This is a genomic window from Microvirgula sp. AG722, from assembly GCF_003269145.1.
Taxonomy (GTDB): domain Bacteria; phylum Pseudomonadota; class Gammaproteobacteria; order Burkholderiales; family Aquaspirillaceae; genus Microvirgula; species Microvirgula aerodenitrificans.
This window is the reverse complement of record NZ_QLTJ01000007.1, coordinates 13,410-27,360: the sequence shown is the minus strand read 5'-3', so window position 1 is coordinate 27,360 and position 13,951 is coordinate 13,410. Positions and strand designations below refer to the sequence as shown.

The window sequence follows — 13,951 nt, the reverse complement described above, 5'->3', positions numbered from 1 at the left end:
CGACCTGACAGCAACCCGTGCGGCATTCCCCGTTTCGCCGCCAGCCAGAGAGAACAGAATGAACAAACAGGACATTTTCGACCGCCTGTCGGCCACCCTGCAGGAATGTTTTGAAATCGATGCCGAGCGCATCCGGCCGGAAGCCCGGCTGAAGGAAGACCTCGACATCGACAGCATCGACGCGGTCGACCTGATCGTGAAATTGCGCCCGCTGGTCGGCAAGCGCCTGCACCCGGAAACCTTCAAGTCGGTCCGTACGCTGCAGGATGTCGTCGACGCGCTGCACACCCTGATGCACGCGCCGGACCCGAGCTGAACCGCCCATGACCACGCTGCTCGCGTCGTTGCTGTTGCTCGCCTACCCGCTGATCGTCTATTTCGGTCTCGGACTGGTCGAGCCGCGCTGGCTGGCCGTGCCGCTGGTGGCGGTGGCGCTGCTGCGCGCCTGGCGGCAACGCGACCGGGTCTGGCTGGTGGTGGCCGCCGGCACGCTGGTGCTGGCCGTGGCCGGCCTGCTGGCCAACGCGGCCTGGCCGCTGAAACTGTATCCGCTGCTGATCAATGCCGTGCTGCTGGCGGTGTTCGCGGCCAGCCTGTACAGCCCGCAAAGCGTGATCGAGCGCCTGGCGCGACGGATGGAACCGGATTTTCCGCCCGAGGCCGTCGGCTACACCCGCAAGGTCACCCAGGTCTGGTGCGGATTTTTTCTGTTCAACGGCAGCCTCTCGCTGCTGACCGCCTTGTGGGGCGATGCCGCCACCTGGGCACTGTACAACGGCCTGATCTCCTACCTGCTGATGGGCGTGCTGTTCGCCGGTGAATGGCTGGTGCGGCGGCGGGTCAGGGCAGGGAGGAACCATGCCTGAACGCCTGACACTCGATACCCTGCTGACGCGCGGCCGCGCCGCGGACAGCACGGTCGCCTGGCGCGATGGCGCCCGGCTCGACTACGCCGCCCTGCTGCGTGGCTGCACAGACTGGCACGCGGCCTTTGCCGCCGAGCCCGGTCCGACCGTGGCGCTGTACTTCAACGACAGCTTCGACTTCGCCTGCGCACTGCTCGGTGCCTGGCATGCCGGCAAGACCGTGGTGCTGCCGGCCGATGCGCAGCCGGGCACGCTGGCCCGACTGCGCGACGAGGTCGACCGCTTTGCCGGCGATCTGCCGGCCGATTGTCTGCCGCTGACGCCGCTGAGCGGGGCCGCCACACCGGACTGGCAGCCGCTGGACCCTGATTTTTCCGCGCTGGTGATCCATACCTCCGGTTCCACCGGGGTACCGGCCGCCATCGGCAAGTGCCTGCGGCAGATGATGGCCGAAGTGGGCACGCTGGCCGCCTGCTGGGACGGGCTGCTGGGTGAGGCACCGGTATTCGCTACCGTTTCGCACCAGCATATCTACGGCCTGCTGTTCCGCATTCTGTGGCCGCTGACCAGCGGTCGTCCGTTCATTGCCACCCGACATGCGTATCCGGAGGACATCGTGGCCGCCCTGGCAGGCCAGCCGGCAGTGCTGGTCGCCAGCCCGGCGCACCTGAAGCGGCTGCCGTCCGGGCTGGACTGGGCAACGGCCACGCGCGGCCTGCGGGCGGTGTTCTCGTCCGGCGGTCCGCTGCCGGACGACGCCGTGCCGGTGTGCCGTGAACTGCTGGGCCAGGCGCCGATCGAGGTCTACGGCAGCTCGGAAACCGGCGGCATCGCCTGGCGTCAGCGCGAACGCGACGACGCCACCGGCTGGCTGCCGTTCCCGGCGGTCACGCTGCGTTACGAGGACACCCTGTGGGTGCGTTCGCCGAACCTGCCCGATGACGACTGGTTCCGCTCCGCCGACCATGCCCGGCCGCATGGCGACGGTTTCCTGCTGCTGGGCCGTCAGGACCGCATCGTCAAGATCGAGGAAAAGCGCGTCTCGCTGACGGCGATGGAACAGCGGTTGCTGGCGTCCGGCCTGCTCGACGAAGTGCGCGTGCTGCCGCTGGACGGCGCGCGGCAACGGCTCGGCGTCGCCGCCGTGCCGAGTGCCGCCGGTCGCGCGGCGCTGGTTGCCGACGGGCGCGGCGCCTTCGGCCGCCGGCTGCGGCAGTGGCTGGCGTGCGATGTGGAAGCCAGCGTGCTGCCGCGCCACTGGCGTTACGGCTGGGCGCTGCCGGTCGACAGCCAGGGCAAAATCACCCAGGCGGCGCTGACGCGCTGGTTCGACCCGCGCCGGCCCGACGTGTGCCTGCTGGCGCGCGAGGCGCAGTCCGTCCGGCTGTGGCTGCGCGCCGGGGCCGGCCTCCCGTACTTCGACGGCCATTTCCCCGGCCGGCCCATCCTGCCCGGCATCGCCCAGATCGAGTGGGCGATCCGTTTCGGCCGCGAGCTGTTTCCGCTGCCGGCGACCGTGCAGCGGCTGGAAGTGCTGAAGTTCCAGCAGGTGATCGTGCCTGACAGCGTGCTGACGCTGACGCTGGACTTCGATGCGGCGCGGGGCTCGCTGACCTTCGCCTTCGACTCGGATGCCGGCCGGCATGCCGGCGGGCGGATCCTTTTTGGAGAGACGGCATGACGGTCTGCGCCGTGATCCCGGTTTACAACCATGGCGATGCCGTACGCCAGGTGCTGGCCGGCGTGCGCCGTCATGGCCTGTTCTGCGTGCTGGTCGACGACGGCAGCGACGCCGCCTGCGCCGCCGCGCTGGATGCGCTGGCCGCCGCCGACCCCGACGGCGTTCACCTGCTGCGGCTGGCGAGCAACCAGGGCAAGGGCGGGGCGGTCATGGCCGGCCTGCGCGAGGCCGCACGCCTGGGCCACCGGCAGGCGTTGCAGATCGATGCCGATGGCCAGCATGACACCGATGACATTCCGCGTTTCCTGGCGCTGGCCGAACAGTATCCGCAGCGGGTGATCTGCGGCTGCCCGGTCTACGACGCCTCGGTGCCGGCCGGACGGCTGTATGGCCGTTACGCGACCCATGTATGGGTGTGGATCAACACCCTGTCGCTGGAAATCCGCGACTCGATGTGCGGCTACCGCGTCTATCCGCTGGCGCCGGTGCTGGCGCTGCTGGATACGGTCCGGCTTGGACGGCGCATGGATTTCGACATCGAGATCCTGGTGCGTCTGGTCTGGCGCGGGCTGCGCATCGTCAGTCTGCCGACACGGGTGCGCTATCCGGAAGACGGCGTGTCGCACTTTCGGGTCCTGCGCGACAACGTGCTGATTTCCCGGCTGCATGCCGGGCTGTTCGCCGGCATGCTGCTGCGCGCGCCGCTGCTGCTGTGGCGGAGACTGCGCCGATGAGCGAACGCGGCGCGCACTGGGCCGAGCTGGGCGAGAACACGTTCGTCGCCGGCATCTGGCTGCTGTACGGCATCGAGCGCCTGCTCGGCCGGCGGCTGTTCCGCTGTTGCCTGTACCCGGTCGTGCTCGCCTACTGGCTGGGGCGCCCCGATGTGCGTGCGCAGTCGCGCCAGTATCTGGACCGGCTGCAGGCGGCAACCGGTGCCCTCGGCCGGCCCGCCCGCCGTCGCGACACCTTTTTCCATCTGCTGACCTTTGCCGACACCCTGCTCGACAAGCTGCTGGCCGTTGCCGGCCGCTACCCGTTGCAGCGCGTGCGCACCCTCGGTGCCGAACCGATCCTGGCCGCGATCCGTGCCGGGCAGGGCGGCGTCATTGTCACCGCGCATGTCGGCTGCCTGGAGCTGTGCCGTGCGCTGGCCGAGCGGACCGAGACCCTGAAACTGACCGTGCTGGTGCATACCCGCCATGCCGAACAGTTCAACCGGGTGCTGCGGCGACTGAATCCCGATACCGCGCTGACCCTGCTCGAAGTGAGCGAACTGGGCCCGGCCACGGCCGTCATGCTCGCGGAGCGGGTCGAGGCCGGCGAATACGTGGTCATTGCCGGGGACCGGGTGCCGGTCGGCTCCGGCCAGACCGTGACCGTCCCGTTCCTCGGTCATGACGCCGCCTTTCCGGTCGGTCCGTATCTGCTGGCCTCGCTGTTCAAGTGCCCGCTGTACCTGCTGGGCTGCCTGCACGACGGCGAGGGCTATGCCCTGCATTTCGAATTGCTGGCCGGGCGCGTCGTGCTGCCACGCCAGCAGCGCCAGCAGGCGCTGGCCGCACAGGCATCGCGCTATGCCGGACGGCTGGGCGCGCTGCTGGCGGCATCGCCTTATGACTGGTTCAATTTTTTCCCGTTCTGGGAACAGAAAGCCTTGCCCCATGCTGTCCGATCAACCTGATAACGCCGTCTGCTTCGACGGCAGCCGCCTGACCCTGGAAGACATTGTCGCCATCAGTCGCCGCGAGCGCGCGGCCGTGCTGTCGCCTGCCCCGGCGTTCCGCCAGCGCATCGCCGCCGGCGCCGATTTCCTTGACCGCCTGCTGGCCGAGGACGGCGTGGTCTACGGCGTCACCACCGGTTATGGCGACTCGTGCACCGTCGCCGTGCCGCCGGAGCTGGTGGCCGAGCTGCCATCGCGGCTGTACACCTATCACGGCTGCGGCGCCGGGCGTTTCCTGACCCCGGAAGAAACCCGTGCCGTACTGGCGACGCGACTGGCATCGCTGTCGCAGGGCGCGTCCGGCGTCAGCGTGGCCCTGCTGGCACAGATCGAAACCCTGCTCCGCCATGACGTGCTGCCGATGATTCCGGCCGAAGGTTCGGTCGGCGCCAGTGGCGATCTGACACCACTGTCCTACCTGGCCGCGGTGCTGTGCGGCGAGCGGCAGGTCTGGTTCCGTGGCGAGCCGTGCGCCGCCGCCGACGCGCTGGCCGCGATCGGCGTCGCGCCGCTGACGCTGCGGCCGAAGGAAGGACTGGCGATCATGAACGGCACCGCGGTGATGACGGCGCTGGCCTGCCTCGCCTGGCGCCGCGCCGACTACCTGTCCCGGCTGGCGACCCGCATCACCGCGCTGAATGTCTTTGCCGCTGCCGGCAACGCCTACCACTTCGATCAGGCGCTGTTTGCCGTCAAACCGCACGCCGGACCGCAACTGACCGCCGCCCGCCTGCGTGCCGACCTGGCCAGCGACCGGCCGGCGCGCAATGAACGCCGGCTGCAGGACCGCTACTCGCTGCGCTGCGCGCCGCATGTGATCGGCGTGCTGGAAGAGGCGCTGCCGTTCTTCCGCATGATGATCGAGAACGAGCTGAACAGCGCCAACGACAACCCGATCATCGACGTCGACCACGGCAAGGTGCTGCATGGTGGCCACTTCTATGGCGGGCATATCGCCTTTGCCATGGACGGGCTGAAAAATGCGGTGGCCAATGTCGCCGACCTGCTGGACCGGCAGATGGCCCTGCTGGTCGACACCCGCTACAACCAGGGCCTGCCCGGCAACCTGAGTGCGGCGACCGGACCGCGCGCCGCCATCAGTCATGGCCTGAAGGCGCTGCAGATCAGCGTGTCGGCATGGACCGCCGAAGCGCTGAAACAGACCATGCCGGCTTCGGTGTTCTCGCGTTCGACCGAGTGCCACAACCAGGACAAGGTCAGCATGGGCACCATCGCCGCCCGCGACTGCCTGCGGGTGCTGGAACTGTCCGAACAGGTGCTGGCCGCCATGCTGATCTGCGCCCGCCAGGGCGTGGCGCTGCGGCTGCGGCACGACCCCGACCTCAGCCCGGTACTGGCCGCCACGCTGGACGATCTGGCCGCGCGCATCCCGCTGATCGTCGAGGACCGCGCGCTGGACGGAGAACTGCAATCGCTGCTGACGGCGATCCGCGCCGAAGCCTGGAGCCTGTATGACGACTGAGCTGAGTCATGAGATCGAACTGACGCCGGCCTTCCATGACCTCGACCCGATGGAAGTGGTCTGGCATGGCAACTACGTCCGCTACCTCGAAATCGCCCGCTGCGCGCTGCTGGCGCGCTTCGACTACGACTATCCGCAGATGCGGGCGTCCGGCTATGCATGGCCGGTGGTGGACATGCGGCTCAAGTACGTCCGGCCGCTGGTGTACGGCCAGCGCGTGCGGCTGCGTGCCCGCATTGTCGAATGGGAAAACCGGCTGAAGATCGACTACCGGATGACCGATGCCGACAGCGGCGAAAAGCTGAACGAGGCCTGGACCATCCAGGTGGCGGTCGGCCTCGACAGCGGGGAGATGTGCTACGTCTGCCCACCGGTATTGTGGGAAAAACTCGGCGTGGAGGTGGCATGAGACGGCTGTGGCTGGGCCTGGCCCTGTGGCTGGCGGTCGGTGCGGCCCAGGCCGCCGATCTGGTGGCCGGCGTACGCGAACGACTCGCGCAACCGGCGCTGCTGCGCGGGGATTTCACCCAGAGCAAGTCGGTGGCCGGCTTCCGGAAGCCGCTGGCGTCGAACGGGGATTTCCTGGTCTCGCGCGAGCGCGGGGTGCTGTGGCACACCCGCAAACCCTTCGCCGGCGAGCTGCGCATGACGCGCAATGAAATCGTGGCGACCCAGGATGGCCGCGTTGCCTTCCAGCTCGACGCCGGCCGCGAACCGTCGGTGCGGGTCATCAACAACCTGATGTTCTCGCTGCTCGGCGGCGATGTGCTGGCGCTGAAGGAATACTTCACCATCGACGGCAAGCTGTCCGGCAAGTCGTGGTCGCTGACATTGACGCCGCGCCATGCGGCACTGGCCAAGAGCATGCGCCGGGTAGACCTGTCCGGTGACCGCTACGTGCGCCAGATCACCATCGACGAAAGCAATGGCGACAGCACGCATATCCAGTTCTCCGCGCTGCGCAGCACGCCGCCCGCGCTGACTGCCGAAGAGGCCGCCCGGTTTGACTGACGCCGCCTCCCCGCTGATGCGCCGGCTGGCGCTGCTCTGGCTGCTGCTGGTCGCGCTGGTCGCCGGGCACAATCTGTGGCTGTGGACCGGCGACCGGCTGCAACTGGACACCGACGTGCTGGCGATGCTGCCGCAGGACCAGCGCGACCCGGCCGTGCAGCAGGCCACCCGTCGCCTGGCCGATGCGGCCACCCGGCGCATCGTGGTGCTGGTCGGCGCTGACGACTGGGCTGACGCCCGCCGCGCCGGCGATGCCTATGCGGCCGTGCTGGCCTCGGCGCGCCTGCCGCTGGCGCTGCAATACCGGGTCAGCGACCGGATGGCCGACGACTGGCTGTCGTTCTTTGCGCCGTACCGGCAGGCCCTGCTCAGTGCGCGCCAGGCGGAGCGGCTGGCGAGCCGGTCGCCGCAGGCGCTGGCCGACGATGCCGTCGCCGCGCTGTACCGCCCGGTCGGCATGCCGCGGCTGGGGCCGTGGATCGAGGACCCGCTGAACCTGTATGGCGACTGGCTGACCGAGCGTGCGGCCGACAGCCGGGTGCGGCCGGCCGACGGCCGGCTGTCGCTGCAGGTGGACGGTCGCGCCCATGCGGTCCTGATGCTGGAGCAGCAGGGGCCGGCGTTCTCGATCTCCGCCCAGCAGGCGCTGATGCCGTGGCTGGAACGCGCTGCGCAGGCCGCGCAGCAGGCCGCGCCCGGCGTGCGCGTGCTCAGCGCCGGCGTCCCGCTGCATGCGGCGGCGGCGGCCAGCCAGGCCGAGCGAGAAGTGCACACCATCGGTTTCGGCTCGCTGGCCGGCATCATCCTGCTGACCGTGTTCGCCTTCAGCGCGCTGCGGCCGCGGGTGCTGGTGACCCTGGCCATCGGCGTCGGCCTGCTGGCTGCCATCTCGGTCACTGCCGCACTGTTTGGCCGGCTGCATCTGCTGACACTGGTATTCGGCGCCAGCCTGGTCGGCGTGGCTGAAAACTACGGCACCAACTATTTTGCCGGCCGGCTCGGCCAGCCGCCGGCCTCGCGCTGGCGCATGGTGCGCGAGCAGGCGCCGGTGATGGGGCTGGCGCTGCTGACCACGCTGATCGGCTATCTGGCGCTGGCGCTGACGCCATTTCCCGGCCTCAAGCAGATGGCGGTGTTTTCCGCCGTCGGCCTGCTGGCCTCCTTCCTGACCGTCATGCTGTGGTTCCCGTTCCTTGAACGCGGTTACATGTCGGTGACGCCGCTGTCCGCTGCCATCGGTCGTGCGCGCCGCTACTGGCCGCGCGTCGGTCGCAACCGGGCGACACTGCTGCTGGCGCTGCTGCTGGCCGGCCTGTTGCTGGGGGGCGGCTGGCGCCTGCAGGCGAATGACGACATCCGCCTGCTGCAGAGCTCGCCGGCGACGCTGATCGAACAGCAACTGGCCATTTCCCGCCTGCTCGACCTGCCGAGCCCGGCCCAGTTCTACCTGGTGCGCGGGGCCACGCCGGACCAGGTGCTGGCCCGGGAAGAAGCCTTGAAGGCCCGGCTGGACGCGCTGGTCGGCGCACGCTGGATACGCGGCTATCAGGCGGTCTCCGACTGGGTGCCGTCGGCGGCCCGCCAGCGCGCCAGTGTGGCGCTGCTGCGCCGGACGCTGGATGGCGACGGCGGGGTCATCGCGCTGGCCACGCAGCGACTGGGAGAAACCCCGGCCGCCGCCCGCACTGCCGGCCCGGTGCCCTTGATGACCCTGGCGCGCTGGCTGGCCGCGCCGGTCTCCGAACCGCTGCGGCCGCTGTGGCTGGGCCGGCTCGATGGCGGCTACGCCAGCGTGATCATGCTGCGCGGCGTGGACTCGCCCGATCGCCTGCCGCGTCTGGCGGCACTGGCCGACGGACTGCCCGGCGTGCGCTGGGTCGACAAGGTGGCGGAAGTGTCGTCGGTGCTGAGCCGGTACCGGCAGATCATGGGCGGCGTCATTCTTGCGAGTTACCTGCTGGTGCTGGCGGCACTGTGGCGTCGCTTCGGCCGCAAGGCGTGGCGGGCGCTGCTGCCGACCGCCCTGGCCAGCCTGCTGACCCTCGCCGTGCTCGCCCTGTTCGGCCAGCCGCTGCAACTGTTCAATGTCCTGGCCCTGCTGCTGATCCTCGGCATGGGCGTGGACTACGGCATTTTCCTGCAGGAGCAGCCCGACCCTGATGCCGGCGCTCCGTTCCTGTCGGTCACCCTGGGGGCGGCGTGCACCCTGCTGTCGTTCGGCCTGCTGGCGCTGTCGCACACCCCGGCGCTGCGCGCCTTCGGGCTGACCATGCTGCTCGGGATCGGCCTGGCCTGGCTGCTGGCGCCGATGTTCTGCTCGGGGCCGGCGCGGCAAAAAGAAAGGACGCCATGAAGCGCGTGAACCGATGGGGCTGCTGCGGCGTGCTCTGCCTGCTGTTGCTGACCGGCTGCGCCACGCGTTCGCCGGCGCCGGTCGCGGCCGTGCCGCCGCTGCAGCTGGCACCGGCCACGCTCGGCAGTTCGCTGACCCTGGTCCAGCGCCTGACGGTGCTGAAAGTGCCGCGCAACGGTGGCGAGGCGGCATCGACCGGCAGGAGCATCGACGTGCTGCTGGAACTGGACCCGGCACGGGTCCGGCTGGCCGGTTTCGTCATGAACCAGCGCGTGCTGACGCTCGACTATGACGGCAAGACACTGCGCAGCCAGCGTCATCCGCTGCTGCCGATGGAAGTCGACGCCGCGCATGTGCTGCGCGACGTGCAACTGGTGTACTGGCCGGCAAGCGCGCTGCAGGCGGCGCTGCCGCCGGGCTGGACGCTGGACGAGTCGGAACGGGCGCGCGTGCTGCGCAGCCGGGACGGCAGCGCCGTGGTGAACATCCGCTATGCCGTCGGCGCGCCACGCTGGATCGGCACGGCTGAACTGGACAATGTGGCCGAGCACTACCGGCTGCGCATCGAATCTGCCCTGCAGCCGGAGGAAGCGCCATGAGCGCCGCGGTCTACCTGAACGAACTGGGCGTGGTCTGCGCCGCCGGTAACGGCAAGGCGGCGCTGTGCGACGCCATGCTGGGCCGGACGCCGCTGCCCGGCAGCCTGGACGAATGCGATTCACCGGGGCAGCCACGCTTGCTGGGGCGGGTGACGGTGGCTGATGCCGACCTGTCCTTGCTGCCGCCCGCCCGGCGCAGCCGCAACAACGCACTGATGCTGGCCGCGCTGGCGCAGATCCGCCCGGCGGTCGATGCCGCGCTGGCGCGTCATGCACCGGAGCGGATCGGCGTCGTGCTTGGCAGCAGCACCTCGGGCATTGCCGAAAGCGAACGGGCGGCGCGGGCGTTTCATGCCGGCGGCGCCCTGCCGGCCGATTATGATTTCGCCATGCAGGAACTGGGCTCGCCCGCGCTGGCGCTGAGCGGACTGCTCGGGCTGGCCGGACCGGCGCTGGTGGTGTCCACTGCCTGCTCGTCCGGTGCAAAAGCCATCGCCAGTGCGGCCAGGCTGCTGCGTGCCGGGCTGTGCGACGTGGTCATTACCGGTGGCGTCGACACCCTGTGCGGCTTCACCCTGGCCGGGTTTACTGCGCTGGAATCGGTCAGCCCCGGACGCTGCAACCCGATGAGCGCCAACCGCTGCGGCATCCACCTCGGCGAGGGCGCGGCGCTGTTCCTGATGAGCCGCGAGCCGGGCGGGGTGCGGCTGGCCGGCTGGGGCGAATCGTCCGACGCGCACCACATCTCCGCCCCCGATCCGTCCGCCGCCGGGGCGCTGGCCGCCATGCGCGAGGCGCTGGCGCGGGCCGGCATCGAACCCGGCCAGGTCGACTACATCAATTTGCACGGCACCGCGACGGTGCAGAACGATGCGATGGAAAGCCTGGCGGTCCACACCCTGTTCGGCGCCGGCACCCCGGCCAGTTCGACCAAGCCGCTGACCGGGCATACGCTCGGCGCGGCCGGGGCGATCGAAGCGGCCATCGGCTGGCTGCTGCTGCACGACAACCCGCAGGGCGAACTGCCGCCACAGTGCTGGGATGGCGTGGCCGACCCGGCGCTGCCGGTGCTGAACCTGGTGCCGGCCGGTGGCCGGCTCGGTCGCCAGCCGGAATGGATACTGAGTAACTCATTTGCGTTTGGCGGCAGCAATGCCGTGCTGCTGCTGGGGAGAGCCTGATGACCGATCCGAGCCGGATACCGGTGACCGAACTGGTGGCCCATGCCGGTCGCATGTGCCTGTTGAGCCGGGTGCTGACGTGCGACGGCGACAGCGTGCTGGCGGAAGTCGACATTCGCGCCGACGACCTGTTTCACGGCGACGATGGCGTTGGCGGCTGGGTCGGGCTGGAATACATGGCGCAGGCAGTCGCCGCCTGGGCCGGCTGGCAGGCGCGCGGCGTCGGCGAGACACCCCGGATCGGCTTCCTGCTCGGTACGCGGCGCTATGAATGCCGCTGCCCGCGCTTCCTTGCCGGCGACACGCTGCAGGTGACGGCGACCCGGATTTTCCAGTCCGACAACGGGCTGGGCCAGTTCGAGTGCGCGCTGCAGCTGCGCGGCGACACGGTCGCGACCGCCACACTGACAGTCTACGGTCCCGACGAAGACACCGTTGCCGTCAGGGCGGACTGAAAGAGGCTTCTGTATGATGGCTGGCTGCTTTTTTGACGATTTTTATTGTTACCCAATTCATGACATCGAGTTTGCGAGTGGAACCCGGATTGCGGGGAGCAGGACATGACTGACAAGACCGTATTGATAACCGGGTCGAGCCGTGGCATCGGCCGCGCCATTGCGCTGTGCCTGGCGCAGGATGGCTACGATATCGTCCTGCACTGCCGCGAGCGGCGAGAGCAGGCCGATGAGGTGGCGGCGCAGATTGCGGCGCTGGGCCGGCACGTGCGCGTGCTGCAGTTCGACGTCGGCCAGCGCGAAGAGACTGCCCGGGCGCTGCTCGACGATGTCGGGCAGCACGGCTGCTACTACGGCGTGGTCTGCAATGCCGGCATTGCCCGCGACAACGCCTTCCCGGCCATGCCGCCGGAAGACTGGGATGCGGTGATTCACACCAACCTCGACGCGTTCTACAACGTGCTCAACCCGCTGATCATGCCGATGGTGCGGACGCGCAAGCCGGGGCGCATCGTCACGCTGTCGTCGGTGTCCGGCATCATGGGCAACCGTGGCCAGGTCAACTACAGCGCGGCCAAGGCCGGCATCATCGGCGCCAGCAAGGCGCTGGCGGTCGAGCTGGCCAGCCGCGGCATCACCGTGAACTGCGTGGCACCCGGCCTGATCGGCACCGAGATGGTCGACGACGACATCCTGCAGGAAGCGCTGAAGATGATTCCGGCGCGCCGGGTCGGCAAACCGGAGGAGGTCGCCGCCACCGTGCGCTTCCTGCTCGGCGAGGATGCCGCCTATATCACCCGCCAGGTCATTTCGGTCAACGGGGGGCTGCTCGGATGAAGCGCGTAGTGATTACCGGCATCGGCGCGCTCAGCCCGCTCGGCCATGACTGGGAAACGGTGCATGCGCGCCTGCGCGCCGGCCGCAACGCCGTACAGCGCATGAGTGCCTGGGCCGATTATGCCGGGCTCAACACCCAGGTCGGCGCGCCGGTCGCGTCGTATGTCCTGCCGACCGAGCTGTACCACCGCAAGAGCACCCGCAGCATGGGACCGGTGGCGCTGATGGCGACCCGTGCCAGCGAACTGGCACTGCGTGATGCCGGCCTGTATGGCGACCCGCTGGTCAGTTCGGGCCGCATGGGCATTTCCTACGGCTCGTCGGCCGGTTCGCCGGGCGCGATCGGCGATTTCGGCACGGTGATGAGCGAGAAGACCACCGCCGGCATCAGCGCAACCACCTACATCAAGATGATGTCGCATACGGCAGCGGTCAATATCGGCGTGTTCTTCGGCATTACCGGCCGCATCGTGACCACCTCCAGCGCCTGCACCTCCGGCAGCCAGGGCATCGGCTATGCCTTCGAGGCGATCCAGTCCGGCAAGCAGGTCGCCATGCTCGCCGGCGGCGCCGAGGAACTCGATGCGACCGAGGCGGCGGTGTTCGACACCCTGTTTGCCGCCAGCGCGGACCACAACGACACGCCGTCCCTGACCCCGCGCCCGTTCGATGCCCGCCGCGACGGGCTGGTGCTTGGCGAGGGCGCATGCACGCTGGTACTGGAAGAGCGCGAGCACGCGCTGGCGCGCGGCGCGCGGCCCTATGCGGAAATCATCGGCTATGGCACCAACAGCGACGGCCGCCACGTGACCCAGCCGCGCCCGGACACCATGGCGGTAGCCATGCGTCTGGCCCTTGACGACGCCGGCCTGGCGCCGGCCGACATCGGCTACGTGAACGCGCACGGCACGGCGACCGACCATGGCGACGTCGCCGAATCGCATGCCACGCAGGACGTGTTCGGTACCCGCATGCCGATCTCGTCGCTGAAAAGCTATATGGGCCACACCCTCGGCGCCTGCGGTGCGCTGGAAGCCTGGATGACCATCGAGATGATGCGGGCCGGCTGGTTTGCGCCGACGCTGAACCTCGACGCCGTCGATCCGGCCTGTGCCGAGCTCGACTACCTGACCGGGAACGGGCGCGCGCTGGAAACCGACGTGGTCATGAGCAACAACTTTGCCTTCGGCGGCATCAACACCTCGCTGATCTTCCGCCGCTGCGACTGACCCGCTTTTCAATCGACAACAGGATGAACGAATCATGAAAAAAACACTGGCGCTTTCGATGCTTGCCCTGCTGCTGGCCGGCCAGGCCCATGCCCGCGACACCGAGCTGCACCTGCCGTTCGAGGACGTGCTGAACATGCCGGAAGCCAAGGACAAGCTCGACGGCTCGGTCAAGTTCTACCTGGCCGGACAGAAGACCCCGGCCATTACCGAGCAGCTGGGTGAGGACGTGTCCAACCGCAAGACCAACGGCTTTGGCAAGGCCGACGACGTCGCCTGCCGCTGGGCCGCGCTGTCCGCGCTGATGGCTTTCCAGAACAAGGCCAGGTCACTGGGGGCGAATGCGGTGTACGACATCGTCAGCTACTACAAGAAAAACGAAACCCGCAGCAGCACGACTTATGAATGCCATGCTGGCGCCATGGTCGCCGGCGTGGCGCTGAAGGGCCGCTACGGCAAGACGGCCAACTGAGTGGTCCGCCGGCCCGCATGATGCGGGCCGGCATCATCTATGCACGACGGGTCCGGCT

At 69.0% G+C, this 13,951-nt stretch carries 15 protein-coding genes; all 15 read left to right on the top strand.

Going from position 1 to position 13,951, the window contains the following annotated elements:
* The first annotated feature begins 58 nt into the window (after window positions 1–58).
* The 15 genes from DFO50_RS10710 (at window position 59) to DFO50_RS10640 (ending at window position 13,893) form a co-directional block, all read left to right on the top strand.
* Entirely contained in the window at window positions 59–316 is a 258-nt protein-coding gene (locus DFO50_RS10710) for an acyl carrier protein (RefSeq protein ID WP_028499532.1), read from the top strand.
* Window positions 317–323: 7 nt separating this feature from the next.
* A complete protein-coding gene (locus DFO50_RS10705; RefSeq protein WP_028499531.1) occupies window positions 324–866 on the top strand; it encodes a membrane protein in 543 nt (180 codons plus the stop codon).
* The gene (locus DFO50_RS10700) at window positions 859–2,547 is read left to right on the top strand and encodes an AMP-binding protein (protein ID WP_112692491.1); all 1,689 of its coding nucleotides are present in this window, start codon (window positions 859–861) and stop codon (window positions 2,545–2,547) included. Before DFO50_RS10705 ends, DFO50_RS10700 begins: the two co-directional genes overlap by 8 nt.
* Complete coding sequence (locus DFO50_RS10695) at window positions 2,544–3,281, top strand: glycosyltransferase family 2 protein (RefSeq protein ID WP_028499529.1); 738 nt, start codon at window positions 2,544–2,546, stop codon at window positions 3,279–3,281. The genes DFO50_RS10700 and DFO50_RS10695 overlap by 4 nt, the downstream gene beginning before the upstream one ends.
* Window positions 3,278–4,231, top strand: a complete 954-nt coding sequence (locus DFO50_RS10690; RefSeq protein ID WP_112692490.1) for an acyltransferase — start codon at window positions 3,278–3,280, stop codon at window positions 4,229–4,231. The genes DFO50_RS10695 and DFO50_RS10690 overlap by 4 nt, the downstream gene beginning before the upstream one ends.
* A complete protein-coding gene (hutH, locus tag DFO50_RS10685; protein ID WP_028499527.1) occupies window positions 4,212–5,756 on the top strand; it encodes a histidine ammonia-lyase in 1,545 nt (514 codons plus the stop codon). The genes DFO50_RS10690 and hutH overlap by 20 nt, the downstream gene beginning before the upstream one ends.
* A complete protein-coding gene (locus tag DFO50_RS10680; RefSeq protein ID WP_028499526.1) occupies window positions 5,746–6,165 on the top strand; it encodes a thioesterase family protein in 420 nt (139 codons plus the stop codon). Before hutH ends, DFO50_RS10680 begins: the two co-directional genes overlap by 11 nt.
* Complete coding sequence (locus DFO50_RS10675) at window positions 6,162–6,767, top strand: outer membrane lipoprotein carrier protein LolA (RefSeq protein ID WP_028499525.1); 606 nt, start codon at window positions 6,162–6,164, stop codon at window positions 6,765–6,767. Before DFO50_RS10680 ends, DFO50_RS10675 begins: the two co-directional genes overlap by 4 nt.
* The gene (locus tag DFO50_RS10670; protein ID WP_028499524.1) at window positions 6,760–9,120 is read left to right on the top strand and encodes an MMPL family transporter; all 2,361 of its coding nucleotides are present in this window, start codon (window positions 6,760–6,762) and stop codon (window positions 9,118–9,120) included. Before DFO50_RS10675 ends, DFO50_RS10670 begins: the two co-directional genes overlap by 8 nt.
* Window positions 9,117–9,719: a DUF3261 domain-containing protein gene (locus tag DFO50_RS10665; RefSeq protein WP_112692489.1), complete on the top strand. Its 603-nt coding sequence runs from the start codon at window positions 9,117–9,119 to the stop codon at window positions 9,717–9,719. The genes DFO50_RS10670 and DFO50_RS10665 overlap by 4 nt, the downstream gene beginning before the upstream one ends.
* Window positions 9,716–10,900, top strand: a complete 1,185-nt coding sequence (locus DFO50_RS10660; protein WP_112692488.1) for a beta-ketoacyl-ACP synthase — start codon at window positions 9,716–9,718, stop codon at window positions 10,898–10,900. The genes DFO50_RS10665 and DFO50_RS10660 overlap by 4 nt, the downstream gene beginning before the upstream one ends.
* A complete protein-coding gene (locus DFO50_RS10655; protein WP_112692487.1) occupies window positions 10,900–11,355 on the top strand; it encodes a 3-hydroxylacyl-ACP dehydratase in 456 nt (151 codons plus the stop codon). The genes DFO50_RS10660 and DFO50_RS10655 overlap by 1 nt, the downstream gene beginning before the upstream one ends.
* A gap of 105 nt (window positions 11,356–11,460) precedes the next feature.
* Window positions 11,461–12,192, top strand: a complete 732-nt coding sequence (fabG, locus tag DFO50_RS10650) for a 3-oxoacyl-ACP reductase FabG (protein WP_112692486.1) — start codon at window positions 11,461–11,463, stop codon at window positions 12,190–12,192.
* Window positions 12,189–13,421 (top strand): beta-ketoacyl-ACP synthase, encoded by a 1,233-nt coding sequence (locus DFO50_RS10645; RefSeq protein WP_112692485.1) that lies wholly within the window; start codon window positions 12,189–12,191, stop codon window positions 13,419–13,421. The genes fabG and DFO50_RS10645 overlap by 4 nt, the downstream gene beginning before the upstream one ends.
* A 34-nt stretch (window positions 13,422–13,455) precedes the next feature.
* Window positions 13,456–13,893 carry an excinuclease ATPase subunit gene (locus DFO50_RS10640; RefSeq protein WP_107889289.1) on the top strand — a complete coding sequence of 146 codons (438 nt, stop codon included), beginning with the start codon at window positions 13,456–13,458 and terminating at the stop codon, window positions 13,891–13,893.
* Window positions 13,894–13,951 lie beyond the last annotated feature (58 nt).